General features: G+C 47.0%; 27 protein-coding genes and 1 tRNA gene. 6 read left to right on the forward strand and 22 right to left on the reverse strand.

What is annotated here, in order from left to right; genetic code table 11:
* Nucleotides 1-22: 22 nt before the first annotated feature.
* The gene (locus JS578_05110; GenBank protein ID QRX64623.1) at nt 23-1,987 is read left to right on the forward strand and encodes a carbohydrate binding domain-containing protein; all 1,965 of its coding nucleotides are present in this window, start codon (nt 23-25) and stop codon (nt 1,985-1,987) included.
* Nucleotides 1,988-2,071: 84 nt separating this feature from the next.
* Here JS578_05110 and JS578_05115 read toward each other — a convergent pair whose 3' ends face one another.
* Nucleotides 2,072-3,154: a mannose-1-phosphate guanylyltransferase gene (locus tag JS578_05115; protein ID QRX64624.1), complete on the reverse strand. Its 1,083-nt coding sequence runs from the start codon at nt 3,152-3,154 to the stop codon at nt 2,072-2,074.
* A gap of 251 nt (nt 3,155-3,405) precedes the next feature.
* Here JS578_05115 and JS578_05120 point away from each other — a divergent pair.
* Nucleotides 3,406-3,489: transfer RNA gene (locus tag JS578_05120), tRNA-Leu, on the forward strand.
* 1,043 nt (nt 3,490-4,532) lie between these two features.
* On the opposite strand, the gene JS578_05125 is transcribed toward JS578_05120, so the two are convergent.
* The 14 genes from JS578_05125 to JS578_05190 all read right to left on the reverse strand — a co-directional run bounded on the left by JS578_05125 (nt 4,533) and on the right by JS578_05190 (nt 14,776).
* Nucleotides 4,533-4,724, reverse strand: coding sequence for a hypothetical protein (locus tag JS578_05125; protein ID QRX64625.1), 192 nt, complete (start codon nt 4,722-4,724; stop codon nt 4,533-4,535).
* A gap of 411 nt (nt 4,725-5,135) precedes the next feature.
* Complete coding sequence (locus tag JS578_05130) at nt 5,136-6,041, reverse strand: hypothetical protein (GenBank protein QRX64626.1); 906 nt, start codon at nt 6,039-6,041, stop codon at nt 5,136-5,138.
* Between the two features lie 46 nt (nt 6,042-6,087).
* Nucleotides 6,088-6,261, reverse strand: a complete 174-nt coding sequence (locus tag JS578_05135) for a hypothetical protein (protein ID QRX64627.1) — start codon at nt 6,259-6,261, stop codon at nt 6,088-6,090.
* 1 nt (nt 6,262) lies between these two features.
* Nucleotides 6,263-6,925, reverse strand: a complete 663-nt coding sequence (locus tag JS578_05140) for a hypothetical protein (protein QRX64628.1) — start codon at nt 6,923-6,925, stop codon at nt 6,263-6,265.
* A complete protein-coding gene (locus tag JS578_05145) occupies nt 6,922-7,089 on the reverse strand; it encodes a hypothetical protein (GenBank protein QRX64629.1) in 168 nt (55 codons plus the stop codon). The genes JS578_05140 and JS578_05145 overlap by 4 nt, the downstream gene beginning before the upstream one ends.
* A 151-nt stretch (nt 7,090-7,240) precedes the next feature.
* Entirely contained in the window at nt 7,241-8,083 is an 843-nt protein-coding gene (locus JS578_05150) for a PriCT-2 domain-containing protein (protein ID QRX64630.1), read from the reverse strand.
* Between the two features lie 99 nt (nt 8,084-8,182).
* Complete coding sequence (locus JS578_05155) at nt 8,183-8,569, reverse strand: hypothetical protein (GenBank protein QRX64631.1); 387 nt, start codon at nt 8,567-8,569, stop codon at nt 8,183-8,185.
* A 30-nt stretch (nt 8,570-8,599) separates the two neighbouring features.
* Nucleotides 8,600-8,785: a helix-turn-helix domain-containing protein gene (locus JS578_05160; protein QRX64632.1), complete on the reverse strand. Its 186-nt coding sequence runs from the start codon at nt 8,783-8,785 to the stop codon at nt 8,600-8,602.
* Between the two features lie 370 nt (nt 8,786-9,155).
* Nucleotides 9,156-9,437, reverse strand: a complete 282-nt coding sequence (locus JS578_05165; protein ID QRX64633.1) for a helix-turn-helix domain-containing protein — start codon at nt 9,435-9,437, stop codon at nt 9,156-9,158.
* A 204-nt stretch (nt 9,438-9,641) separates the two neighbouring features.
* Nucleotides 9,642-10,757, reverse strand: coding sequence for a site-specific integrase (locus tag JS578_05170; protein ID QRX64926.1), 1,116 nt, complete (start codon nt 10,755-10,757; stop codon nt 9,642-9,644).
* Nucleotides 10,758-11,443: 686 nt separating this feature from the next.
* Nucleotides 11,444-12,727, reverse strand: coding sequence for a phosphopyruvate hydratase (gene eno, locus JS578_05175; protein QRX64634.1), 1,284 nt, complete (start codon nt 12,725-12,727; stop codon nt 11,444-11,446).
* Between the two features lie 288 nt (nt 12,728-13,015).
* A complete protein-coding gene (locus JS578_05180) occupies nt 13,016-13,624 on the reverse strand; it encodes a MarC family protein (protein ID QRX64635.1) in 609 nt (202 codons plus the stop codon).
* A 284-nt stretch (nt 13,625-13,908) separates the two neighbouring features.
* Entirely contained in the window at nt 13,909-14,544 is a 636-nt protein-coding gene (locus JS578_05185) for an OmpH family outer membrane protein (GenBank protein ID QRX64636.1), read from the reverse strand.
* Nucleotides 14,545-14,554: 10 nt separating this feature from the next.
* Nucleotides 14,555-14,776 (reverse strand): hypothetical protein, encoded by a 222-nt coding sequence (locus JS578_05190; protein QRX64637.1) that lies wholly within the window; start codon nt 14,774-14,776, stop codon nt 14,555-14,557.
* 145 nt (nt 14,777-14,921) lie between these two features.
* On the opposite strand from JS578_05190, the gene JS578_05195 reads away from it, so the two are divergent.
* From JS578_05195 to tatC, 4 genes are all read left to right on the forward strand, one after another.
* Entirely contained in the window at nt 14,922-16,373 is a 1,452-nt protein-coding gene (locus tag JS578_05195) for an aminoacyl-histidine dipeptidase (GenBank protein QRX64927.1), read from the forward strand.
* Between the two features lie 22 nt (nt 16,374-16,395).
* Nucleotides 16,396-17,433 carry a hypothetical protein gene (locus tag JS578_05200; protein QRX64638.1) on the forward strand — a complete coding sequence of 346 codons (1,038 nt, stop codon included), beginning with the start codon at nt 16,396-16,398 and terminating at the stop codon, nt 17,431-17,433.
* A gap of 117 nt (nt 17,434-17,550) precedes the next feature.
* Nucleotides 17,551-17,757, forward strand: a complete 207-nt coding sequence (gene tatA, locus JS578_05205) for a twin-arginine translocase TatA/TatE family subunit (GenBank protein ID QRX64639.1) — start codon at nt 17,551-17,553, stop codon at nt 17,755-17,757.
* A 37-nt stretch (nt 17,758-17,794) separates the two neighbouring features.
* The gene (gene tatC, locus JS578_05210; GenBank protein ID QRX64640.1) at nt 17,795-18,622 is read left to right on the forward strand and encodes a twin-arginine translocase subunit TatC; all 828 of its coding nucleotides are present in this window, start codon (nt 17,795-17,797) and stop codon (nt 18,620-18,622) included.
* A gap of 24 nt (nt 18,623-18,646) precedes the next feature.
* On the opposite strand, the gene JS578_05215 is transcribed toward tatC, so the two are convergent.
* From JS578_05215 to JS578_05245, 7 genes are all read right to left on the reverse strand, one after another.
* On the reverse strand, nt 18,647-19,015 hold the full coding sequence (locus tag JS578_05215) for a YccF domain-containing protein (GenBank protein QRX64641.1): 369 nt from the start codon (nt 19,013-19,015) through the stop codon (nt 18,647-18,649).
* A complete protein-coding gene (locus JS578_05220) occupies nt 19,012-19,392 on the reverse strand; it encodes a RidA family protein (protein ID QRX64642.1) in 381 nt (126 codons plus the stop codon). Before JS578_05220 ends, JS578_05215 begins: the two co-directional genes overlap by 4 nt.
* 24 nt (nt 19,393-19,416) lie before the next feature.
* A complete protein-coding gene (gene rlmB / locus JS578_05225) occupies nt 19,417-20,157 on the reverse strand; it encodes a 23S rRNA (guanosine(2251)-2'-O)-methyltransferase RlmB (GenBank protein QRX64928.1) in 741 nt (246 codons plus the stop codon).
* Between the two features lie 4 nt (nt 20,158-20,161).
* On the reverse strand, nt 20,162-21,823 hold the full coding sequence (recN, locus tag JS578_05230; GenBank protein QRX64643.1) for a DNA repair protein RecN: 1,662 nt from the start codon (nt 21,821-21,823) through the stop codon (nt 20,162-20,164).
* A 6-nt stretch (nt 21,824-21,829) separates the two neighbouring features.
* The gene (locus tag JS578_05235; protein QRX64644.1) at nt 21,830-22,705 is read right to left on the reverse strand and encodes a DUF4835 family protein; all 876 of its coding nucleotides are present in this window, start codon (nt 22,703-22,705) and stop codon (nt 21,830-21,832) included.
* Nucleotides 22,706-22,805: 100 nt separating this feature from the next.
* Entirely contained in the window at nt 22,806-24,758 is a 1,953-nt protein-coding gene (locus tag JS578_05240; GenBank protein QRX64929.1) for an OmpA family protein, read from the reverse strand.
* 126 nt (nt 24,759-24,884) lie between these two features.
* Nucleotides 24,885-26,408, reverse strand: a complete 1,524-nt coding sequence (locus tag JS578_05245; protein QRX64645.1) for a DUF4301 family protein — start codon at nt 26,406-26,408, stop codon at nt 24,885-24,887.
* Nucleotides 26,409-26,583 lie beyond the last annotated feature (175 nt).

Consider the following 26,583-nt stretch of genomic DNA (forward strand, 5'->3'; position numbering starts at 1 on the left):
GCAATAAAACCAACGAACAGCAATGAAGAAAATCTTTTTATTTTTAACGATGATCTGTCTCTCCGGAGGCATGTTCGCACAACCAAATCAGTACGAACTGGTTGTAGACGCAAAAAAAACAGGTGCGGAAATACAGTCCACCATGTATGGACTCTTTTTCGAAGATATCAACTTCGGAGCAGATGGTGGTTTGTATGCCGAACTGGTGAAAAACCGCTCCTTCGATTTTCCACAAAACCTGATGGGATGGAATATCTTCGGAAACGTAGAGGTGCGTAACGAGGGAGGACCGTTTGAACGAAACCCCCACTATGTACGCCTGGACTACTCCGGGCATGCGCACAAACACACCGGACTGGAAAACGAGGGCTTCCGTGGCATCGGCATCAAGCAAGAGGGCAGCTATCGCTTCTCTGTATGGGCCCGCAACAGCGGCCAGCAGCCGGAACAAAAGATCCGTATCGAACTGGTGGGAAGTGACAACGAGGCTTTCGTGAGGAAGGAACTGACCATCAGCTCTCCTGAGTGGAAGAAATATGAGGTGATCCTCACCTCTCCCAAAGAGGAATCCAAAGCGATGTTGCGAATCTTCCTCACCGCCGAGGGACCACTCGACCTGGAACATCTCTCTCTCTTCCCCACCGACACATGGATGGGCAGGGAAAACGGTTTGCGACGTGATCTGGTGGAGGCACTCGACGAGCTGAACCCCGGATTGTTCCGATTCCCCGGTGGTTGCATCATAGAGGGAACCGACCTGGAAACACGCTACGATTGGAAGAAATCGGTAGGTCCGGTAGAAAACCGCCCGCTGAACGAGAATCGCTGGCACTACACCTTCGCACATCGGTTCTTCCCGGATTACTTCCAGACCTATGGCATGGGCTTCTATGAGCTCTTCCTGCTTGCTGAAGATATGGGAGCAGAGCCGTTGCCGGTGGTAAACGTGGGACTGGCTTGTCAGTACCAGAATGATGGCGAGCATTGTCACGTGCCAATCGGTGAACTGGGCGACTATATTCAGGATGCTCTTGACCTGATTGAGTTTGCCAACGGCGACCCCACCAGCACATGGGGCAAGGTAAGGGCTGAGATGGGACACCCCGAACCGTTCAACATGAAGTTCATCGGCATCGGTAACGAACAGTGGGGACCGGAGTATCCCGCCCGTCTTGAGAAGTTTATCGAGGCTATTCGTGCACAATACCCGGAGATGAAAATAATCGGCAGTTCAGGCCCGCAAGCCGAAGGGAAAGATTTTGAATACCTCTGGCCGGAGATGAAGAGATTGAAAGTGGACCTGGTGGATGAACACTACTACCGTCCCCCGCAGTGGTTCCTCGACAATGCAGCCCGCTATGACTCCTACGACCGCCAGGGTCCAAAGGTATTTGCAGGTGAATATGCCAGCCACCACGAGACCAGAGCCAACAACTTTGAGTCTGCACTCACCGAAGCATCATTCATGACCGGCCTGGAACGGAACGCTGACATCGTCCACATGGCAACCTACGCACCCCTCCTGGCACATGTCGATGCCTGGCAATGGCGCCCGGACCTGATCTGGTTCGACAACCTGCGCGTGGTTCGTTCACCGAACTACTATGTGCAGAAATTGTATGGACATCATGCAGGCACACATGTACTGCCCCTCACCTTGAACAAAACCCCGCTCACGGGTCAGGAGGGATTGTACGCCTCATCGGTGATCGACAAGCATAAAAAGGAGATCATCATCAAACTGAGCAATGTATCAACAGAAAAGAGGGTTTTCAACATCAGACTGGAGGGACCGGATAAGAAGTCACAACTGCATCAGCAAGTGGAGGTGATCACCCTCGCGGCAGCGCTGGATGCAGAAAACAGCCTGGATAACCCCGCTGTTGTTCTGCCTCAGTCAACTTACCAAACCATGCAGGGAAACAAGTTACAGCTAACAGTGAAACCCAACTCATTCAACGTGGTCGTCATCGATTACAGCAATTGATTCAATCCCTGTATCACCAAAATAAAAAGGATCCGGCAGTTGCCGGATCCTTTTTTATGTAAGTTGAGTCATATAATCATGTCATTACACATATTCGTCACCGTATCGGAACTTGACATCGGTCACGAATTGTTTGATTCGCTGCTCCTCGCTCTTTTTGCATACAAGTAGCACGTTGTCCGATTCCGCTACAATAAAATCATCCAGGCCCTGTATCACCACGAGCTTGTCATCACTCATTGCCACCACGTTGTCATTGCTTTCAATAAAGAGGGCTTTGCAATTGAGACTGGCATTGTTGTTCTCATCACGGTCGGAAATCTCATGAAGGGCCCCCCAGGTGCCCAGGTCACTCCATCCGAAATCCGAAATATTGACGTAGACATTGTCTGCTTTTTCAAGGATTCCATAATCGATGGAAATATTGCGACAGAAAGGAAATGTCTCATCCACGAATTGTTTCTCACGAGGGGTGTTAAAGGACTCCTTGCCCTCATCAAACTTCTGAACCACATCGGGGAGATAGCTTCTGAAGGCATCCAGGATGCTGTTCACATTCCAGAGAAAGATGCCGGAGTTCCACATGAACTCGCCACTCTCCAGAAACTTTTTCGCCAGTTCAAGGTCAGGTTTTTCCGTGAATGCTTTCACCTTCCCGATCCCTTCGCTGTTGCTCCCATCAACCTGGATATATCCGTAGCCTGTCTCGGGGCGGCTGGGTTTAATGCCAAGCGTGAGGAGTACCGGATTCTTTTCCACGAATGCCAGTCCGTTACGCATATCCGATGCGAAGAGGTCTTCCCGCAGGATTAGGTGATCGGAAGGGGCCACAATGATGTTTGCATCCGGGTCAACCGCATGAATGCGGTAGGAAGCGAACGCTATGGCCGGGGCCGTATTGCGACGCAACGGCTCCAGCAGCAACTGGTTTTCACTTAACTCTGGCAGCTGTTGCTGTGTCATCGCGGCATAGGCTTCGTTGGTGACAATGTAGATATTCTCCGGTGGAACGATCTTCTTGAACCGGTCGTAAGTACTTTGCAACAGTGATCGTCCTGTGCCAAAAAAATCGAGGAACTGTTTCGGTTTATCTTCTTTGCTGAATGGCCAGAAACGACTGCCTACACCGCCGCTCATGATTACACAATAATTATGTTTGTTTCTCATATCTAAGATTATATAAATTTGATAAATTGAAGGGATATATCTCTCATTAATTCAACCTGTGTCGCGTTTTAAACTATGTAAAGAACACTTTTAATGACAATTTGTTCCATGACTTCCAATTTACATCCTTAAAGATACAAAACATATCGCTAACAGCGTAAAAAAGCCGGGTAGAATCTTGTAAAAAAATGGCAGATAGCTTTCATTATCTCAAAAAAAGAGCTACTTTTGCAGGCACTTTTCCAGGTAATGCCCAGATGGCGGAATTGGTAGACGCGCTGGTCTCAAACACCAGTGGATTCACTTCCATGCCGGTTCGATCCCGGCTCTGGGTACAGTTTCAACCTTGTAATCACCCTGTAATCAATAGGTTATGGGGTGTTTATTTATCCAAAGTATCAAAATAGTAACGTTAGGCAACCGATGTTATCGTTTGTAGGTGAAAATGTATCTGTAATTTATAACCGTTATATTCAGAAAAAACATCATCCTTTGGGTAGTAATAAATTGACTATTTTCATCCCGCCAGCATCAGGGGAAAATGTTAAATACCTCTCTCGCTTCATTTCAGCCCCTCTGTGGCATTTATAAGGCTTTCCGCATATCTACCTACTCAAAATAATTATCGTGCCTTAAATCGCCTTAAAATGGCCTGTTTGCCCTTTGCGCTCTCTTTAATTGCATAGATAATTGAAGCACCTTCACCGATACCACCATAGCATCATCAGAATAACAACGGCATCAGGATAACAGCTACATATCAGTCAGGAATCAATCAACTTGTTATCGGTCGGTCGCTGATTTGTTTGCGAAAGCTCTGTAAATATTTTAGGGGGAATGTCAGTTATTCTATTTAGCACCATTGCCAGAAGGTGTGTTATCTATCTTTATTTTAACGTGATACGTGCGTTATGTCGTGCACGATATATCTTTTTATTTAGAATGGTTCTATATAATAAATCGGCTTCGGAGGGTAAGAGTAGGCAGGTAGTGAGAGAATGGGTCGGTTGCTTCTCATCAACTAAACATCGCTTCATTTTCAAGTTCCCAACTTGGGCACTTGATTTTACAAAGTGTTCAATTTGAATACTCTGCTCCTTATCGTACTGTTTTACAATGGTTTTGGGTGATTTTCCCGAAGTGTCAAATTGACAACTCGGGAAGTCCATGGTTTTTGGCTCTGTTCATATTGAATAGTACCACTTATGGTGGATTGATACAGACTTCCGAAAATCGGAACTCTCTACTTTTTCAGGTGAGCCTCATTTTGAGTACTTTGTTCCTTAATGTGTTGATTTATACGGGGTGTTCCGCTTTGATACCATTATAGATAATATTAACGGCATTAAAAAAGCGGGAAGTATCTCCCGCCATTCTTTTAATCCAATTCAAAACGAATGCACCTTGCGACAAGTTTAGTCAGTTCATCATTCGCCTGGTCAATCGCCAATAGAAAGTTCTCCATTACTTCATCGTGTTCATCACCGCTATAAATTCCAGCCATGACATCACCAACAACATCGGAAGCTCTGTTAATGTCTTTGTACGCTTTAGTCAATTCTTCATTCATAACATCATTTTTTTAAGTTATTCGGCAAAGATAAACAGCTTTAAAATGCTGTGCAATAGCTTTATAAATATATAACAATGCAACAGAAAAACGTTATCCGAAGTTTAATTGAAACACTATTTTGCAGGAATATTGTTTGAGTAGTTAAACCGAAAGAAACAATCGCTATCTTTGTGGGTGGAATGTTGCGTTTTTGAAATGTTAAAAACAACCTATGTTAAGGATATATCTTTAATAGCCCCTCACGCTTATTTTAAAGCCCTCTGTGACACTTTTAACATGCTCTGAATATATAGATACCGCCCGAATAAAAATAATAGCTTAAAACGCCTTAAAATGGCTTGTTTTAAAAAAGAGAGGGAAACAACCGTCTCCCCCTCCAACACAGACAAAACACAAAAACCAAAAGCACTATTCTATTGTTGTTTTCATTATCTCCCTCAAATATTCATCGTAATGTTCGGCATAGTAAGAACCTATCTCGGTCGCCATTAAATCGGGGTCGGGTGTGATACCTCTATATGGCAAGTCCAAACGGTCAGCATCGAAGCAAATGTCTATTAAGGTATCACCGCTTCTTAACATTGTAGAATGATGCTTACAAGCAAAAGAAAGCCTGTCAACATCCACCATCTCTAATTTGTTGCGCCCTCTGCTCTGCTCTATCACTTCCGAAGCCCTCTCGCCGTGTTCAGGGTCGTGGTCTTTGCTTTTCATCACGTCGTGCCAATAAGCGAAAGCACTAACGTTGTTTTTTACCGCCATCTTTCGGCATAACAAGTTTATCCCTTTGTCAACTCTCAAAGAGTGAGGGAATCCATCAGGTAAGGAAAAAACCCCTTCCCCTGTGAGTTCTGCTTCTTTGAAATATTCCCGCATCATGGCGCACCCCTCTCTGTAATAGGCAATCCCATCCTTCCGAAGCATTACATTAGTGACGTGAGGGAAAACAGGGAAACGCTTCCCAAATTGTTTGTGGGTCAGCACCTCAACAATGTTGCCCCTCGAAATTGCAACCTCATTAGAGTTAATAAATAAAATGTCTCTTTTGTCTGCTTCGATTTTTAGAAAATTCACCTTGGCACAATCAACAAAACCCCAATAAATAAACTTGGCATATCCTGTTAAGACTTGCCCCTCCTGTACGCAAAAAATGCCTGGTTTATCAGCGGAAACGGCTTTTGCATTCTTATCCCATTTTTTCGGTTCGGTATATTGTTCCGAAAGCGGGGATTTACCCGCAAGGTTATATCGCCAAAGGGTGATTTTCCACTCATCAGGAATGTGAAAAGGTTCTTTGTAAAATGTCAGGTTCATATCTGTTTAAATAAGGCAGGGGGATAAACCCCCCGCCAGCGTTAATTTACTTATCATCAGGTATCTGCCCCGTTAGCTTCAATTTTTCGATAAAGGCAGAAAAGTCGGGCTTTTGTTTCTTTTCCGCATCGGGGTAGGTGGTGTCAACCCTCTGTTTAAGTTCATTAACGGTGTTGATTAATTCTTTAGCCCATTCAGGGGCTTCATTTTTGTTCTCCATATTATTGCTTTTTGAAAGTGTTTAAGAATATATTTTGAAAATTTTCGGGTGTGGAAAACTTGTCTTTAAATTCCTTTACAGACAAATTCGGTGGTGCCATGTAAACGCCTTGCATTCCCATCGATATGGAAGCAGGGTTAAAAGTACAGTCAGGCAAGCCATTCTTTTCTTCATAGTTCCGAAGGTCGCCAATCGCTTCCACTACCTTGTTTACTTGCTCCCAATACGCTTGCATCTTTGAAGCATCAATCTTTGTTGTCGCTTCTTTCTTTGCAAGTTCGTCTATTTTCTCCATATCCACCGAAATAGAGTCATCAACAGGGATAAGGGGAAGCCGTGCTATTCTCATTCGCCGAATAGCATTCACATCGGGAATCAATCGGGAATAGAACTCATTCAACTCATCAGCGTTGCGCTGTATCTCGGCAACTGTGAGGAATTTACCCCTTTGTCTCTCTTGCCCCTGCTTATCAACCCATTCTCTGAAAGCCCCTTCGTTATGGGTAATTGACTCTATAAACTTCCAATCCGTTGGCAATCCCTCTGCTGAAATGGAAGCTAACAAGTCGGGAAGCTGTTCCGACATTAACTCAAATTTTTTCTTTGTGTCATTAAAGATTTTTTCGTTGAAAATCTCATCGCTGAATAGTTTTTCTTTTTTCATAGTTCATTGGTTTTTGTTTTTGTTGGTGCATTTTCATCGGGTGCACCGCTCTCCCATTGCTGTAATATTGTTCCGTTGCGCTCCAATTCAAAGAGTATGTCGCTAAAACTTTTTTGGGGTTCAAAGTCATCATCAAAGTCATCATCAAAGTAAAAGTCTTCCATCAGGTGTTGGGTTTTAGTTTTATCAGGTTGGTGTCCCTATTCCAAATCAAAACAAAATCATCGGAGTGATAAATCTCATTCCATTTTGTGGAGCGCAAAAAACGCATATCGTATTTTTTTATCAGTTCATTTTTCAAGTCCTTCATTTTTTTTACCTCCCAATCGTTATACCGTAATTTTTAGCCAACCAAAAAAACGTAGCAATCGAATAGCCCTTTCCTCTCAAAATAGCATCAAATTGCTCATCGCATTGCTCTCTGTTATATCGTGAATCCATTGAAGAAAGGTCGTGAAACATCTGCCTGCCATTGGGAACATCCCGAAGGGAACAGGCAAGCGAAAGCCAATCGCTGTACCGCTCGGTAATGTTCTTACCGCTCGCCATTATAGCATCATAGAGTAATTGAATCCCTCTGTCTGTGCCTGCATAGTCCTTTCGCTCTGCTCTAATCGGCTCGATTAACTTGTCGTAGGTGTCGGCATCCTCTTTGATAAATGGGTTTTCGTTATACGACATAAACCTGTAACGGCTCACATCCCGCCCGCTTCGGTCAACAATAACATCAGGGTTTAAATCAGCGACAAGGGCATCAAAGTGTTGGGTGTGTCGCTCGGTGTGTTTTATCGGCACTATGAGGAAAGCACCCTTGCCCGAAACACTTAATCCCGCATAGGCAATGAAGGGATATTTGCTTCCGACATCGTGAATGAATCTTTGCCAATCGGAGATATGTAGGTTATCTTTGGCATCGACATCAAGGCATATATATCCGCTATGCTGAATCAGCCCTTTGGCTTTACGCTCGCTAAACAAGCCCGAAGGGGTGAAGCCAGGTAGTTGTTTCTTTTTCTTCGAGCGCATATCGGCATCGCTCATTGTCCTTATTGCTTCGACCTTTGCCCGATACCTGTCATTCATCAGGCACCACCATAGGTTGGTATCTCTCGGCTCGCTACCGTAGTAGCTGAAAAAACTTATTCTCGATTTTTGCATAAAACTTTCTCTCTATTCTATCTATAAAAACTGAATTGTTTGTATTGTTTGTATTGTATTGGTAGCATTTGAATACGAACGTATACAAACGTATACAAGTCAGAAGGGCATATCATTGTCACCCTCATAGGCGAGTTGTTTATACTTCATCTCCTTTTCGCCCGGCTCATTTGCCACGTTTTTTGTTTCGGGTTCAACCGCATCCCCTTTTGCCTTAACGCTGTTCCAATATTCCTGAATTGCTTTGGCGTTCTTTTCGCAGCGCTCTCGGTACGCCTCCACGTCATCATCTATTGCCTGTCGCATCGTGTCAAATATCATCTGTTTCGCTCTATCGCCAAAGGTTGGTATCACGCCATCTATACGATAATCGAAGATTGCAAACATTACTTCCCCCGCCTCTTCCGCTGTCAGTACCCTGAATAAGGGGATAGATTCAAGTCTTATCAGCAACGGAGCGTTCTCGCTCTTACTCTTTCTTGCCATTACTCTGTGAATTTTGTTTTTGGATTGTGTTTATTTACCTAAAAGCCAGTTAATTAAAGCCTGTTTTTCTATGAATATCATTTTTCCGCTCGGCTTGTTAGCGGGAATCTTACCCGCTTTAATCAGGTTGTAAATCGTTATCTTTGACATACCTGTGATGATGCACGCTTCATCGACCGTTAGAACCTCTTTGTTCGCTAAATCATTGTATTCCATATTAATACCTCTTTATTACATTAGTATATAACATTAATTAATATTAATTAACTATCAAATGTAAGAATAAGGAATCAAATAGGCAAGCGTTTTTGCCCTGCCGACCGCCGCCAAACAAGTCATTCGGTACCGCCTATTGTTATATGTCTGTTAAATAGTGTGTTAATATAGGTGCGAAGCATCGGTCGTTTGGTGCGACCTCGGCTCATAGTGTAGAATATTTCCCCATTGATGAAAAAACCGCTTCAATTATTTTGCCAACAAAAGAAAATAACAGGAATGCTTCTGAAAAATCGGGGGGAAATTTGTGTTTTGATGGTATAAGCAAGCGGGTGCTCTGGGCACTCTGCTGCTTTGGTTGAGAAGGTTATTAGCTCACTTTATTAGCGTGGCAGTAGTTAACGGCTTGTTGCTCTATTTCGTCTGCCGTCTTAATGGGGTTTCTTAGCATCCACCGTTCAAGCTCCGACCGGTCGAAATAAATCAGCTTCCCGCTGGGTTTGTAGTAAGGTATCTTACCGCTTGCTGTAAGTTTATAAAGGTAGCTTTTAGCCAATCCCGTGAACATAACAGCTTCCTCAAATGTAAGCACGTTCTTTTGCAACATCACCCCTTTTTCGATCCTCTCCAGCCGCTCCATCAGTTCATCCATAAATCACCAAATTAAATTAATACTATATTATCTACCTATTTATCAGGTGACAATAGTACGAATATACGCAAAATAAATGAAAATAAGAAACGTTTATCTGGGAAGTTATCAACCATCGGGAACGAATATTTTGGAAAAATCGGGGAAAAATTTGTGTCGTATGGAAGCCCCAAATTCAGCCCACCCCCATAGGGGGGTGCACCCCTAAAGATAGTCAGGAAGGGAATTTATTGCTTTCTTTTTTAGGTCATCAGCTATACGTGTGTACTTCTCCGTATGTTTCAGGCTTGTATGCCCGAGTGTTGCGGATAATGTTTTTATATCAGGCTTGTTATCCCCCTTTAACGTCAACAGGTTAACGGCGAAACTGTGGCGTGCGCAATGCCACGTTATATGCTTGCTAATCCCTGCACGCTTCACCAATGCTTTTAACGTCTTATTGCACGCGGTGTGGCTTGGTAGATAAAAAACATTCTCCTCTGGGCTTCTCTGCTCACCGATAAGTTTTAATGCTGTTCTGTTCAGGTCAATGGTTACAAGCTTGCCCGTCTTTTGCTGGTCTATGGTCATCCGCTCTGCCCCGAAATCAATATCGCTAAACTTTAAATCATTAACGTCACAGAAACGCAATCCAGTAACACACGAAAAGAGAAAAGCTCGCTTTACTTCATCGCTTTGGCACTCGGTGCGTGCTATCTGTGTTATTTCATCATTCGTTAGTATGTCCTTTCTTGCCCCCTCGTCTGTTTTGAATATCACCCCCTCCGTTGGCATCCTGTTTATCAGCCCTTCGGCAACAGCCCTCCGAAGCACCTTTTTAAACCTTTGGTAATACCCGTGTGCGCCCTCTCCCACGCTCCTACCTTTCAAATACTGTACGAAATCAGTCATCATCAGGCTTGTTATCTGGTCAGTTCTTAATGTCTTTTGGTTTAGCTTCGGTTGTTCTTCGGTCAGAAAATTCTTAAACCTTTTTATTGCACCCTGCACCATCCGAATATCTTTCTTTTGGTAATTAGAAATGTAGTTATCAGCAAAAGTAAAAAAGGCAACCTTCCTCTTTGTCGGTGAAACCATGCCGTGTTGTGTGTGATTGAGTTCTCTCTCCCGCTCCGTCCTTATCTGTTCAGCCAGTTCCCTTGTTTCCTTGTTTGCCTGCCGTTCCAACGGTGTGCGGGCTTTTACAAGGTACAATTTCAAAAACTCATAGGTGTGCGCCCCACCTCTATAAGTGTCCAGAAACAGGCTTATATTGCCGTTAGCAAGCTCCCGCTCCCTTAATACCACGTTGTTCTTTTTTAAACCTCTTCTTGTTTTCATAACCATCAGGAATTAATGTTCTTTGGCAAAGATAATGAATGTTGGGTACATAACCAACGAAAAGTATCAAAATAGTATCGTTAAATAAATTATCATTATCCAATAAAGAGAAAATAAACCTTAATGTTAAATCGCTATATCGCTGTTTTTCTGTTGTGTTAGTTTCCTTTGTTAACCTTTTTTTAGAGGGGTTATGTATTGGCTCTGGGTACGAGGAGATAAATCTGAATCCCTGTAATCATTTGGTTACAGGGATTTGCTTTGTCAGCCTTCACAAAAGAATAAAAAATGGCCATCTCATGTAATATGATGAGACGGTCTTTTTCTGTTTATACGTACCAGTTTGAGTAGCCCTGTTTAAGGAAGAAACAGCCTACCATCTTCGCTACAGGTTCTAATCTCGTTCTAATATGGTTCTAATATGGTTCTAATATGGTTCTAATATGGTTCTAATAGATTCGAACCATATTAGAGTCAGTTACGACTGAATTGATACGCAGTAAAAAGCCATATAAGGCGAATCTTCGTGGATGGAATGAAAAAAAGCCATCTCATTTGAATATTGAGACAGGCTCATAAGCTTAGAATATAAGAAGAGCTTCCAAAAACAGGCGAAATACCTGTACAAAAAAAAAGACTGCCTCAAAATTGAGGCAGTCTTTTTGAATAGGGTTGAAAATTTCTATTTATTTAATTTTCTTGTAACCATAAACGGCACGGTCACCCAGTTCCTCTTCGATGCGAAGCAGCTGGTTGTACTTGGCCATACGGTCGGAGCGGCTCAAAGAACCGGTCTTGATCTGTCCGGCGTTGGTGGCAACAGAGATGTCGGCGATGGTGGCATCTTCGGTTTCACCCGAACGGTGCGAGGTAACGCTTGTATAACCGTTGCGGTGTGCCATCTCGATGGCGTTGAGCGTTTCGGTAAGCGTGCCGATCTGGTTCACCTTGATCAGGATTGAGTTGGCGCAACCCATCTTGATTCCCTTTTCGAGGAATTCAACGTTGGTTACGAACAGGTCGTCACCAACCAGCTGACACCTGTCACCAATCTTTTCGGTGAGCAGCTTCCAGCCATCCCAGTCGCCTTCATCCATACCATCTTCAATCGAGTCAATCGGGTACTTGGTGATCAGTTCTTCCATGTAAGCCACTTGCTCTTCACGGGTTCTTTTCTTGCCGTTGGCTCCTTCAAACTTGGAGTAGTCGTAGATACCATCCTTGTAGAACTCAGAAGCAGCGCAGTCGAGACCGATCATCACATCCTTACCAGGAGCATAGCCGGCATTTTTGATTGCATTAAGAATCGACTCAAGAGCCTCTTCGGTACCACCGGCCAGGTTGGGAGCAAAACCGCCTTCGTCACCTACAGCAGTACTCAACCCCTTGTCGTGAAGCACCTTCTTCAGTGAATGAAACACTTCGGCACCCATGCGGAGGCCTTCTCTGAAAGAGTTGGCGCCTACGGGGCGAATCATGAATTCCTGGAAAGCGATGGGGGCATCTGAGTGTGAACCACCGTTGATGATGTTCATCATGGGAACGGGCAACACGTAGGTGTTGGTACCACCAATGTAACGATAGAGGGGCAGACCCAGGTAATCGGCAGCTGCTTTTGCCACCGCCAGAGAAACACCCAGCAATGCGTTGGCACCCAGGTTCGATTTTGTCTTGGTGCCATCCAATTCCAGCATCTTGGCGTCGATGTTGGTCTGTTCCAGCACGTTCATCCCCAGCAACGCGGGGGCAATCACCTCGTTGATGTTGGTCACGGCTTTCAGCACACCCTTGCCAAGGTAACGGCCTTTGTCGCCGTCGCGCAACTCCAGCGCTTCGTTCTCACCGGTTGAAGCACCGGATGGAACAGCAGCACGACCAAAAGCACCTGACTCGGTCAATACATCCACTTCCACGGTCGGATTCCCTCTGGAGTCCAACACTTCTCTTCCTGAAATACTTACGATTCTCATGTTGTTGAATTTTATAGTAATTATCTTTGTTGTTTGCTAAATGATTGCCAGATAGGCTGATACCCAAACAGAGACTTTTGTCAAAATCTATATGCAAAGATACAGATTTTTTCACGAATCTGAAGGTTTGTGACAGGAAAGTTGGTTAAAGGATAATAAAGAGAAACTTGAGGATTTCCGGTCATGGATAGGCGTAAGACAAGCATCTTGTCTACTCCTGCTCAAGATAATTTGGTTGAGTTAATTGAATCGTGTGATATGGGGAATCAACAATAGAAAGGCACACCTTCAGGCAATACCACCATTGACAGAGGCAATCAGCACACTCAGGTTGGAGGTGAGCAGCTTCACAGCGATAGCCATGAGGATCACGCCAAAAAACTTGCGCAGGATGTAGGCACCACTCTCACCGAGTAGCTTCTTCACCAGATCGAGGTAACGCAACACCAGATAAACGATTACCAGGTTGAGCACTACCGCCAGGATGATGTTGATGATGTGATACTCCGCCCGCATGGAGAGCAGGGTGGTGAAGCTCCCGGGACCGGCAATAAGCGGGAATACAACAGGGAAAAGAGTAGAAGAGTTGTCGGTGCTGCTACTATCGTTCTTGAAGATCTCCACCCCGAAGATCATCTCAATGGAGAGGATCAGCAACACCACTGCACCCGCCACCGCGAAAGCGGAGATATCAAGTTGAAAAAGTTTCAGGATCCACTCGCCGATGAAGAGGAAACCAATCAGAATGACAAGCGAATAGGTAGCCGCCTTTTCCGGGTGAATTGATTTGTCCTGGCTTCTCAGATTCAGGAAGATGGGCACCGAACCGGTCACATCTATGATTGCGAACAAAACCAAAAAGGCACTGATAATCTCAACAACGTCAAAAACCATCATACGGCGAAAAATTAGAATAATGTCAGGATATGCTTACACTTTGGCACAAAAGTAGTCAATCAACCCCGAATCTCCAAATCTCAGAAGAAATTCATCATCCATCACGTTGATTTTTCAGTTGCATCGAGGTGCCATCTCCCGCTATCCTTAGTAGGGCCGGATAAAGAATTACATGCAACAACCTGTTTCTGTGTCTCTTCACAATCTGCACATGAGCACAAAAAAATAAGGTTCTTGCAGTAAGAACCTTATAGATGATCATCGCTTCAGATGAATCATTTATTTCACTCTTCCGGTTTGGCTGCGGCAGTGGCGGGTCCGTACCGGTTGTTCAGAAAGGTGATCACCTCATTGGTGATGTCATACTTTTTATCAGAATAAAGTACAGTGCTGGTGGTGCGGTTGCTGAAGATAATCTCAAAATGCTTATCCTTGCTAAACTCAATCATCCTGGCTTTGATGGTATCTTCCATCTGAATGTTCAGCTTCTCCTGTTCCAGCATGAACTCCTGTGTGAGCCGTTCAGCAAGCTGCTGATACTCCTGGTTCATCTGTACGATCCGCTCCTGCTCCTGTTGTGCTCTCTCCTGACTCAGGAAAGCATTGTTGCGCAACTTGCGTTCAAACTCCTGAGCAGCCGAGTTGATCTGGTTCTGACGCTGGTTGAGTGTGGCACGGGTGCTCTCTTCTTTCCGCAACAGCGATTCATTCAAATCTTTCGCGAAGTTATAGTTCATCAAGAGGGAATCCACATTCACATAGGCAATAGGCAAGGTAATGGAAGAATCATTCAACAACAGGGAAAGATCTGTGCCGGAGGGGTTGTTTCCCTGTCTGCCTGTGGTGAAGTGCAAAATGTAGAGAATGATTAGGGCAACCGCCAGCACACCGCTGACGATGTAAGGAGTAGAATTCTTCATTGTAACGGATTTATAAATTTTGTGATTTCAACAATTTCTCTATTGGACTCTCTCTTCTGTTCATCTCGGCGTCCTGTGATGTGGCACAGTGAATACCTTTCTCCTGCATTGCCTGGCACTCACCAATGTGAAGGCTTGGAAAAGAGCCCTTGCGGGAGAAGAAAACCCTCACCCCCATCAACAGTATAGCGATGAAGAGGATAAAAATTCCAATTAATGCGATTTTAATCATATTATCCGGTTTTTAACGGCGCAAAGATAGTCCAATTAGCCAATTAAACAGCACTTTTTTGGCTTAAAGATGCTAAATATTTTGTCCACACCCGTTTTTTATCGTATTTTTATCGTCTGCATAACCATCAAAAAATATAAAAATGATGACCATAAAAGAACTACAACCCACTGCCATCTGGCATTACTTCCATGACATCACCCAGATACCCAGACCATCGAAAAAAGAGGAACGCATTCTGGCCTATCTGCTCAACTTCGCGAAAGAGCATCAACTGGAAGTCAAACAGGATCAGGCAGGAAACATACTGATCACCAAACCCGCAACCCCGGGTAGAGAAGAAGCCCCCACAGTGATCCTCCAATCGCATGTGGATATGGTTTGCGAGAAAAACAGTGGTGTGGAGCACGATTTCGACAACGATCCCATCGAAACCATCATCGACGGTGACTGGATCAAGGCCAACGGTACCACGCTGGGAGCCGACAACGGCATTGGTGTTGCCGCACAACTGGCTCTTTTGGCTGCCGACGACATCGCTCACGGCAAGATCGAAGCGCTTTTCACGGTAGATGAGGAAACCGGACTGACGGGAGCCTACTCTCTTGGGAAGGAGTTCCTCACCGGTAACATCCTGATCAACCTCGACACCGAAGAGGAGGGGGAAATCTACATCGGTTGTGCCGGGGGCAAGGGTACCCGCGCATATTTCAAATACAAGGAAAAAGAGGCGCCAAAGGGTTATTTCTGGTTCCGCACTGAGGTGAAGGGTCTCCGCGGCGGGCATTCGGGAAGTGACATTGACAAGGGGCTGGGAAATGCCAACAAGATCCTTTCCCGCTTCCTGAAGTCCCTCACCGGCAAGAAATATGGCATGCTGCTCTCAGAGATCGGTGGCGGAAACCTGCACAATGCCATTCCACGTGAAGCCTATGCGTTGGTGGGTGTGAAGGCGAAGTACAAGGAAGAGATCAGGGTTAAGGTCAACACCTTCCTTGCAGATCTGCAAAATGAGTACAAGCATACAGAGCCAAACCTGGATCTGCATCTCGAATCGGCGCCTATCCCTTCAAAGGTGATCAACCGGAAAACGACCGAGAAGCTGTTGCTTTCGCTCTGCGCCTGTCCGCACGGGGTGATTGGCATGAGCAGCGATATCGAGGGACTGGTAGAGACCTCCACCAACCTGGCATCGGTGAAGATGCTTCCGGACCTGCGGATTGAGATAGGCACCAGCCAGCGCAGCTCGGTGGAATCACAAAAACGTTACGTGGTGGAGATGGTCTCCTCGGTCTTCACCCTTGCAGGGGCGAAGGTAACCCACAGTGAAGGATATCCGGGATGGAAGCCCAACCCTGATTCGGCTATTCTGGAACTGGCAAAAGAGGAATACCAGAAACTCTACGACAAGGAGGCAAAGGTGAAAGCCATACATGCCGGACTGGAATGCGGACTCTTCCTGGAGAAATACCCCACACTCGACATGATCTCCATTGGTCCGGACATGACCGATGTGCACTCTCCCGATGAGAAAATGAAGATTTCCTCTGTTGGAAAATTCTGGGATTACCTGGTGAAGATACTGGAAGCGGTGTAAGCAAACCTTCCCCACAGCTGTGATGAAACGATTGCTCCTTTCATGCATTCTCTGCTGGCTGGCATTCGCCCCTCTCTCCTTCTCGAAGGAACCCTTTCGTGTGATGTTTTACAATGTGGAGAACCTTTTCGACACACGAAACGACACACTGAAAGAGGATGATCAGTTCCTGCCGGAGGGTTTCATGCACTGGACACCCTACAAATACTGGACAAAGCTGCGCAACCTCACACGGGTGATCACCGCTGTGGGTGAGATGTACTCTCCGGCACTGATCGGTTTGTGCGAGGTTGAGAACGACAGCGTCATTTACGACCTCACAAATCGCTCTCCGCTGCGTGCCCAGGGGTATCAATACATCATCACCAACTCACCCGACGAACGGGGCATCGATGTGGCACTTCTTTATCAACGACATCAGTTCCGCCTGCTGGAGAGAGATGAATATGTGATTACCTTCCGACAACAGGGTCGGAGACCCACCCGCAACATCCTGCATGCAGTGGGTCAGGTGATTAACGGCGATACCCTTGATCTGTTTGTCTGCCACTTCCCCTCACGCAGTGAGGGGCGCCGGCAGACCGAACAGGCACGCTTCGAGGTCGCCGGCCTGTTGCGACAGAAGTGTGACAGCATCTTCAACTTACGCGAGAATGCCCACATTCTGATCATGGGGGACTTCAACGACCATCCTGAAGACAAAAGTCTCTCCGGAGTGCTTGGGGCTAAAAGATGTGAGGGGAACAAGGAAAATAAAGAGCTCTACAACCTCTTTTACAAGACCGCCTCAAACAATGAAAAAGGGACCTATAAGTATCAGGGGAGGTGGGAAGTGCTGGATCAGTTCATCGTCAGCGGAAACCTTCTGATGCCGGATGGCAGTGTCACCGTCTCGGGGGGGAATGCGGAGATCTTTGAGGCTCCATTTTTACTGGAAGAGGACAATCGCTATTACGGCATGAAACCCTTTCGCACAAACCAGGGGCCACGTTTTCTGGGGGGCTTCAGCGATCACCTGCCCATCCGGATGGATTTGATCATCCGTGACCCTGAAGAGTGATGCTGACACCTGTCGGTTATCAAACTTTATCTTAAAAACCGACATACTCACGCAAATAAGTTATACATTTGCATCACAAATCGATCAAATCATTCAACCAACAAACAATCGAGATCTATGAATCCACTGCTGATTAACTTAAACGGATGGGAGATACCCATCATTGTACTGGTCATTCTCATTCTTTTCGGGGGGAGAAAAATTCCTGAATTCATGAAAGGATTGGGGAAAGGCATCAACAGCTTCAAAAAGGGATTGAACGATATTGAAGAGGATATCAAGACAGACCCCACCGACAGCAACTCAACCACCGATAAGAAGTAGCATCGGGGGTGCTTGAACCGATATCGCGCAGGCATACATGACAGAGAAAGAAATGTCCTTTTGGGATCATCTGGAAGAGTTCAGGTGGACACTAATTCGAATCATTATCGCAGTGGTCACTTTCTCCATTGCCGGGTTTATCCTGATACCCAGGATTTTCGACAACGTCATCCTGGCTGCACGCTCATCCGACTTCGTCACCTACCGTTTCCTAGAAAAAGCAGGTGAGTTTATCCCTTTTCTGCCCGATTTTTCGGCAGAGTCATTTGAAGTGGAGATTCTCAACATCAGCATGACCACTCAGTTCATGACCTATATTTCCACCTCGCTCGCTTTTGGTGTGCTTTGCACCATCCCCTACATATTGTATGAACTTTGGAAGTTTATCAGCCCCGCACTCTATGAGAATGAGGCCAAAGGGGTGAAGACTGCTTTTGGGTTCGGTGGATTTATGTTTGTCATTGGATCTATGGTGGGTTACTTCGTGGTGTTCCCCCTGATCTTCCGCTTTCTGATTACCTTTGAACTCAGTGACTCCATCGAGAACATGATCTCCCTCGACTCCTACATGAGCAACTTCTACACCCTGATCCTGATCATGGGACTGGTCTTTGAGCTGCCACTGGTTTTCTGGTTATTGTCTAACCTGGGGCTGGTATACAGGCCTTTCTTCCGCAAATATCGTCGTCATGCGGTGGTGGGAGCGCTCCTGGCAGCGGCACTGATCACACCGTCGGGAGACCCCTTCTCACTCATTGTGGTCACCATTCCCATCTACATGCTCTGGGAGATCAGCGCTTTCATGGTCAAGAAGGAACCACCGGTAGAGGAAGATGAACAGGATCTACCGACGATCATTGAATGATGCTGCTGCGTCTTGTGCTCAATACTACACGATCTCTTTGCCGAAAGGAGTAAACGCCAGCTTCATCAGCTTGAAGTGCTGGTTCCCGAAGGGAATGCCAATGATGGTGATGTAAAAGAGGATTCCGAACAGGAGATGCGTCAATATGATGGGTATTCCTCCCACGAAAAACCAAATCACATTCATCAGCAGGGAGAGACAGCCGGATGCCGATTCTCTCTGTTTCACCTTCTTGCCAAAAGGCCATAGAGCCATCTCGGCCAGCTTCAGCGATTGCAATCCGAAGGGGATGCCGATAATGGTGATCATCAGTGCCACACTGCCCAATATGTACTCGATGGCGATGAAGATGCCACCGAAGAGCACCCAGATAATGTTTCCAAGCGTCTTCATCGCATTGCAATCACCTCAATTTCCACCAGTGCATTCTTAGGCAATCCTTTCACCGCAAAAGCCGAACGAGCTGGGTAGTTGCCGTTGAACTGTGCGGCATACACCTCGTTCATCTCGCCGAAGAGTGACATGTCATGCAGGAAGACGGTGGTCTTCACGATTTGCTCCGGACTGATTCCGGCAGCAGCCAGCACCTGCCGGATGTTGGCGAATATCTGTGTGGTCTGTTCCCGAACACCGCCGGAGACAAGATCCCCTGTTGCCGGATCGATGGGCAACATACCTGACAGGAACAACACCCCGTTCATCTCTACTCCCTGGCTATAAGGCCCAACGGCAGCCGGAGCATTTTCAGTGAAAATAATTTTCTTGTTCATGGTTTTTCTATTGAATTATTTCTTTCATGAAATCCCTCGCTGTCTCACCACTTCGTAGATCAGCACGCCTGCGGCTACAGAGACATTGAGCGATTGGATGGAGCCGAATTGCGGTATCTTCACCAGTTCATCGCTCACCCGCAGATGATCTGTGGCTACCCCGGTATCTTCAGCCCCCATCACGATGGCAACCGGTACGGTGAGATCGCTCTCGGTATAGAAGGCAGCCGCCTTCTCGGTAGCAGCGACCACCTTCACCCCGCTGTTCTTCAGGAAGATGATCGCTTCTTTCAGGCTCTGCTCACGGCATACAGGAATGGTATGCAACGCCCCGGCAGAAGTTTTTACCGCATCGGCGTTTACCGACACACTGCCTCTCGCCGGGATCACGATGGCATCGACACCTGCAACCTCGCATGTGCGGGCAATCGCTCCGAAGTTACGCACATCGGTGACTCCGTCAAGCAGCAAGAACAAGGGGCTTTTCCCCTGTTCATACAGCAGCGGGATGATGTGCTCCAGCTTCTGGTAGGCAACCGCCGATGTGAAAGCAATCACCCCTTGATGGTTCTTGCGTGTGACACGATCGATACGCTCCACTGGCACCCGTTGCATCGGAATCTCATGATCGTGCAACAGTTGTTGTAGTTCCATGAAAAGCTCTCCTGAGAGTTCACGCTTTACCAGAACCTTGTCTATCTCTTTCCCGGCTTCAACCGCCTCAATCACGGCACGAATGCCAAAGATCATCTCTTTCTCTTTCATCATTTCAATTTGTTTTCAGCATCACCCTGGCATTCGCCACGGCCTGCTCCGTTACTTCGGCACCACTCAGCATGCGGGCAATTTCGCCCACCCGCTCCTCACCACTCAGCCTGTCTATTTCGGTTGCGACACTGTTGCCACGCTCTTTCTTGCAGACCGCGAAGTGAGCTTCCCCCTTTGAGGCTATCTGTGGCAGATGCGTGATACCAATCACCTGCATCTCCCGGCTCATATTCTTCATCACTGCCCCCACGCGGTCGGCAACTTCTCCGGAAGTTCCGGTATCGATCTCATCAAAAATGATGGTCGGCAGGGCGGTGGCACCTCCAATCATCGCCTTCAGTGACAACATTAGACGGGAGATCTCACCCCCTGAAGCTATCTGTGAAACCGGTTGAGGAGCCCTGTTCTTATTGGCTGAGAAGAGAAACTCCACATCGTCGCTGCCTGTGGCATCAGGCTCTCTGCCGGAGACAATCTGACAATGAAATCGGGCGTGAGGCATCTTCAGATACTCCAGCCTTTCGATAAGTTGCTGTTCAATGGCGGGGGTGGCAGCGCGCCGCTTCTCACTCAGCTGAGTTGCTTTCTCAAGCATGATTCTCTTCCTGTCAGAAGCCTCTTTCTCCTGCATCTCAAGCTGTTCATCCAGTGATTCAATCTGTTGTAGCTTTTTGTCGATCTCATCACGCAAGGCCAACAGTCCCCCCAGATCGGCAACGCCATGCTTCTTCTCCAGGTCATAGAGCATACTGAGCCGCTCTTCCACGACCTGTTGTCGTCCGGGATCGAACTCCACCTTTTCAAACAGGCGTGAAGCCTCCTCTCCCACATCTTTCAGGTCGAGATAGGCTGACTCTACCCTTTCCGATAAAGCACCCACCCTGGCGAATACAACTTTCAACGATTGCAATCTGTCTCTCACCGTACGAAGTATCGCCTCCACGTTCTGTTGTTCTCCCGAAAGCAGGTTGGTGACTTCAAAGAGCCCCGACTTGATTTCCTCTGAGTGGGTCAAAGCTTCCAGCTCCTCTTCCAACCGTTCCTGTTCGCCCTCTTCCAACGAAGCCTCCGTCAGTGTGTGGTGTTGAAAGCGGAGGTAATCCTCTTCCTCCCTGTTCCGGCGATTCCGTTCACGCAGTTCCAGCAAGGCTTTCTCAGCGGCACGATAAGCAGCATAGGCTTCTCTGTAGCTCGTCAGTTCCATCCCGGTACCTGCGAGCAGGTCCACCACGTTGAGCTGAAACTGGTTGTCGTTCAGTGAGAGGTTCTGATGCTGCGAATGTATGTCGATCAGACGTTCTCCAAGCAATTTCAGGTCGTTCAAATATACCGGGGAGTCATTGATGAAAGCCCTTGACCTGCCGGTAGCCCATATCTCACGCCGCAGGATGCATTCATCACCTTCATAAATCCATTCATGCTCGTCGAATAGGGGTTTCAACCGGTATGCAGAAATATCGAACAGACCTTCAATCACACATTTGGGCTCCTCCGGTTTGACCTGTCGCGGATCGGCCCTTTGACCGAGTATCAGCGAGAGGGCACCCAGGATGATCGACTTACCGGCACCCGTCTCACCTGTGATCACCGTAAATCCCCTGTCGAAGTTGATTTGCAATGAATCAATCAGTGCATAATTTTCTATGGATAGTCTCTTTAGCATAAATAACTATTGTCTCAGCTTTTCGAGTGCATCGTTCCTCGTGGGATAAATTTCACGCAACTGTCGCAGCCATTGCTCTCTCTCATCATGATCACCTCGAGCCAGGATAGACACCAACTCTGGCAATCGGCCATCAGCAAAGAGGGTGAGCATCGGATTGCCGGGTCGTTCCCGGTAAAGCGTGTAGAGCACCTCCACCGCCTCGGCAGCTGTGGTGAGCTGAGGGTCGGCATGAAGCCGATACCACATCAGCCTAAAAGATTCGAGTGAACCGTCGTTGAAGGCAGCCGCGATGGATGATCGGTTGCCCTGCCGGCGGCTCATCTCCCACCCTTTCCATCTTTGCGACGCTGCTCCTGAAGCAATCTGTTCCATCATCCGAAAGTAGGAGGTCCCACCGAGTGATTCATTGGCATCCTGTTCAAGCGCGAGGATCAAACAGGAGTAATAGGCTGTTACAGCGGTAAGGTTGTCACGGATGGCATGAAGATCGAAAATCAATGGCTGATAAGCATTATAGCTAAATTCAATCTCCCTGTCACGCAAAACCAGCATGGTCGTTCCCGGACTGACTGCTTCGCCATGCTTTCTGGACTGGACATAGAGCTCACCCCGAAATGATCCATCAGGAACCTGTTGGGTCAGCAGTAGTGTAAAGGAGCAGTCCACCTTCCGGTCTGATCGGGTATAATTGTCACCCCATTGATGACCGTTGAGAAAAGCATGCAACGACTCTTCCAGTGAGTGGATCAGTTCTTTACTACTCCCGTGAAGAGCCGCCCCGTTCACGGTCACCGTTGCCCGGAGCTCCTGAGCAGTAAGGGTGAACAAACCCGTGGTGCAACTCCAGATCAAGAGTAAAACTGTAACAACTCCTCTCATCTCATTCTTATTGATTTTCCCAAGATCATTAAAATCAACCGGTAATCAACCACAAAAATACATATAATTCGGGAGAATCACTCTTTTTTCCGGGGGTTGATCAATGGGAAGGCAGTACCCTGAACTCTGTACGCCGGTTCAACTGATCGGCAGTTGCTTGCTCTGCAGGAAGAAGTGTTTTTATATACTCATCTGTAAGATACTCCCCTTCACGAAGAAATGGATGTTGCCGGACAAGAGCGCTATCCACTCTTTTTGGTTTCATCTTCCCCTCACCAACTGACGTCAGTCGCTCCGGGGCAATGCCCGACGAGATAAGATAATCGACCACCGAGCGGGCACGACGCAGCGACAACTCTTCATTGTAGGAATCTGCCCCCCTGCGATCGGTATGAGCTGAGAGCTCAACCCCGATCTCAGGATGTTCAAGCATAAGCTGCAGGAGCTTGTCAAGCTCCTCTTTCGATTCACTTCGCAACACGGCACGGTCAAAATCATAAAAGATGTTTTCCATGACAACCGGCCGGTCGTAGGGTGTCATCTCAAAATCCAAATAACAGGTTGTATCCTTGTTTGCAATGACGGGGCCAAGCGACGCATTCCGGTTTAGAAAACCCTCCGCCTGTGCAAGAAAGAGATAAGACACCCCCTCTTTGGCAGTGAAGTGATAGAGACCTTCCCGGTTTGTCACCAATTGCAGGCGAGAGCCGTCACTGCCAACCAGATCAATAATCGCACCCTGAATCGGGATATCATTTCTCTCCACGACAAATCCCTCCACATGTATCAATGGTTTCTTAAACGCAAAGGCGTAGATGTGGTCATATCCCCTGTTGTCATTCCTGTTAGAGCTGAAGAAGCCCCTCTCCTCACCCTCTTCAAAGGTGATTCCAAAATCGTCGGCTGATGAATTCAATGGCGGTGGCAGATGTGTGAGGTGCCAGTCTCCACCGGCCTGAGTCTTCACCGCCCGGAAGAGATCAAGACCACCGAGGCCGGGGTGTCCGTCGGATGAAAAATAAAGGGTAGTGTCGTTGCGTAAGAGAGGGAACATCTCATTCCCCGGGGTGTTGATTGCAGCACCTGCATTCTCGAGCCTTATCACCTCCTGCCGACTGTTAAGATGAGCCTGCCAGATATCCTTTCCTCCCATTCCTCCCGGCATGTCAGAGACAAAATAGAGGGTGCTTCCCGAAGCAGAAACCGTTGGATGGGCAAACAGAGAAAGGGAATCACCCCCGTTCAGAATGAGTCTTGTTCCCGGCGACCAGCTTCCATTGAATCGCCGGGAGAGATAGATTGCAGGCAGTGAAGGCTGATTGGTTGTGACATATGCAGCAGTGAAAAACATCATCATGCCATCGGAGGTGAGTGAGGCAACTCCCTCATCAAAATCGGTGTCACCCGCAAATTCAACTCTTTTCGGTTTCTGCCATTCACCCCGACTGTTCTTAACAGAGAAAAAAAGATCGTGATATTTAGTCCCGGTCACGGGGCTCCTCAATTCGTTGGGTGTAGATTCCCTGGAAGAGGTGAAAAAGAGCCTTTCGTCGTCATGTGCAAGGTGCGGAGAGAAGTCGCTGCGGGATGAATTGAAAAGATCGAAGCGCCGGACGTGATAAAGACCCGACATTTGATCCGGTTGCCAGGTTGTATCCATTGCGGCTTCAGCACCCTGCAGTCCCGCGATTGCAATCGCATCACCCGGCACGTTGGCAAGATAAAGGCGGTAAGCATCAGCAGCTTTTGGGTAGTCACCCTCCCGATGCAACATCTGTGCCAGGTGTCTTTGTGCGAGCGTATCGGGATATCCATACCGGATGGCATTTCTGTATGCGGTGACAGCATGTGCAGACCGGTTCAACAGACGATAGTTTTCAGCCATCTCAAATGCAATCACTCCTCGCAGGACGACCTCCTCACGGGATGCGTGCCGGTAAAGTTTGCGGTAGGCAGTGACAGCTTCATGGTATTCCCCCCGCACATAGTGTTCCCTGGCATCACTCAGTCGAACCCTGCTACAGGAAAGAGAAAGCAACACCGTTAACAGCAAAGGAAGATATGGAAGGTTTCGTTTCAAAAAAAACAACAAACCGGTTTGTAGTGTCAACGGATTATGTGGACCAATATTGTATGTCGAGTCAGTTTAACAAGCACACAACCACTTGCCCCCCATTTTTCACTTCTGTTGGTGTTCCGGGCGCAGCAGATCATTCACAGTCTTCACCGGATTGAAAGTGGAAACAGGCACCTCCACAAAAAGGGTATTCCAATCGCTCATTGCTCCGTTCCACAGCCCGGGCAGTTCAAGGGCTTTCAACTCCTTACCGTTTTTAGATTTGTGTGAGATGAATCCGGTGTTGGGATCCACAAATTTCGTCAGATCGAACTTGTTGCCCTGGTAGCATTTCACGCCACAGACCAGATCCACCGGATTAAAGTGAGAACCATTGCGGAAGGCATCCATGGCAAGAGGATCGTTGCGGTTGATTTGTGAGCTTTCCAGAATCTGCAGCGAGGCAGTACCATCAGGATTGACCACAATGAAAGGGCCTCCACCCGGTTCGCCCTGGTTTTTCACCATCCCACACACACGGAATGGACGATCGAGCTTCCGTTTGAGATAGGTTTTAAGCTGATCATCGGTTTCAAATATCTCATTGTGGGTGATGCACAATTCATTTTCGGTAAAAGCGAGCATCTCCTCGAGTTCATCGGAGGTCACCTTCTCTGACTCCAACCTTCCAAGATAGGTAAATGCACGTTTTTGCATGGCTACCAGGATTCCGGCCAACAGTTTCTTGTAATGCGCTTCCTCCTCTTTTAGCCTGTCAGGCACCACATTGTCGATGTTCTTGATGAATATGATGTCAGAGTCGATGTCATTCAGGTTCTCAATCAATGCCCCATGGCCTCCGGGACGGAACAGAAGGGTTCCATCCTCTTCGCGGAAAGGGTGGTTCTCCATATCCACTGCCAGTGTGTCGGTTGCCGGTTTCTGAAGACTGTATGAAACAGAAAAACGGGCCCCCAGCTTGATCTCATAACTGAGTTTACGGGCAGCTACCAACAACTCAAACAACTCTTTGTGCTCTTCCGAAACGGTGAAATGGACTTTCACCAAACCATCCGCACGTCGGGCATATAGAGCACCCTCATGCAAGTGCTCACCTACGGCTGTTCTGTTCCCCTCTGAATAGGAATGAAATAGAAGCAATCCCTTGGGCATATTACCGTAATCGAGTCCGTCAGTATACAAAAGTGCTGCCACCACCTCCTTGTATCCACCTTCGCTGCAGAGCATCGCACTATCCTTCCCGTACAGTTCGCGACAAGCCTCATCCAATGAGACTGCAAAAGCGAACTTGGGGAGATGGGAGAAGAATGTCTTCTCAAATTCAGTGGTTGGTACATCATAATCCGCATCGAGAAAAGCAAACAGATCCTTGAACATGCGACTGGCGGCACCGGAAGCCGGAACAAACTTTGTGATGCTCTTATCACCTTCCAGGTAGACCTGCCAACTCTTCAGAAAATCCTTCTCCTGCTGCTTCTCCACCTTCATGATCCCCTTATAATAAGAGGCAGGTGCAACAATCTGTAAAAAAGGAAAACCGGAGCTAAAAAACTTCAATTGCCTGTTTAGCTGATCAAGTGAGATTCCTTTTTCTCTTAGCTGTTCTTGGTCCTGTTGTGTAAACATATCTGTCCGCATTAATAGTTTGAGAATTGAAAGCGTATCAGACCTGTCGTTCCTGTTGTTCAGTCACTGCAGTGTCCGTTCCACCAAAGATAGAAAAATCTTCTGACAACAATGCACCATCGGCCTAAAAAACAAAATATGGAAAGACAAATAACCCGACAGAATGTCAGTTAGC

The sequence above is a fragment of the Dysgonomonadaceae bacterium zrk40 genome, from assembly GCA_016916535.1.
Lineage (GTDB): Bacteria > Bacteroidota > Bacteroidia > Bacteroidales > Dysgonomonadaceae > Proteiniphilum.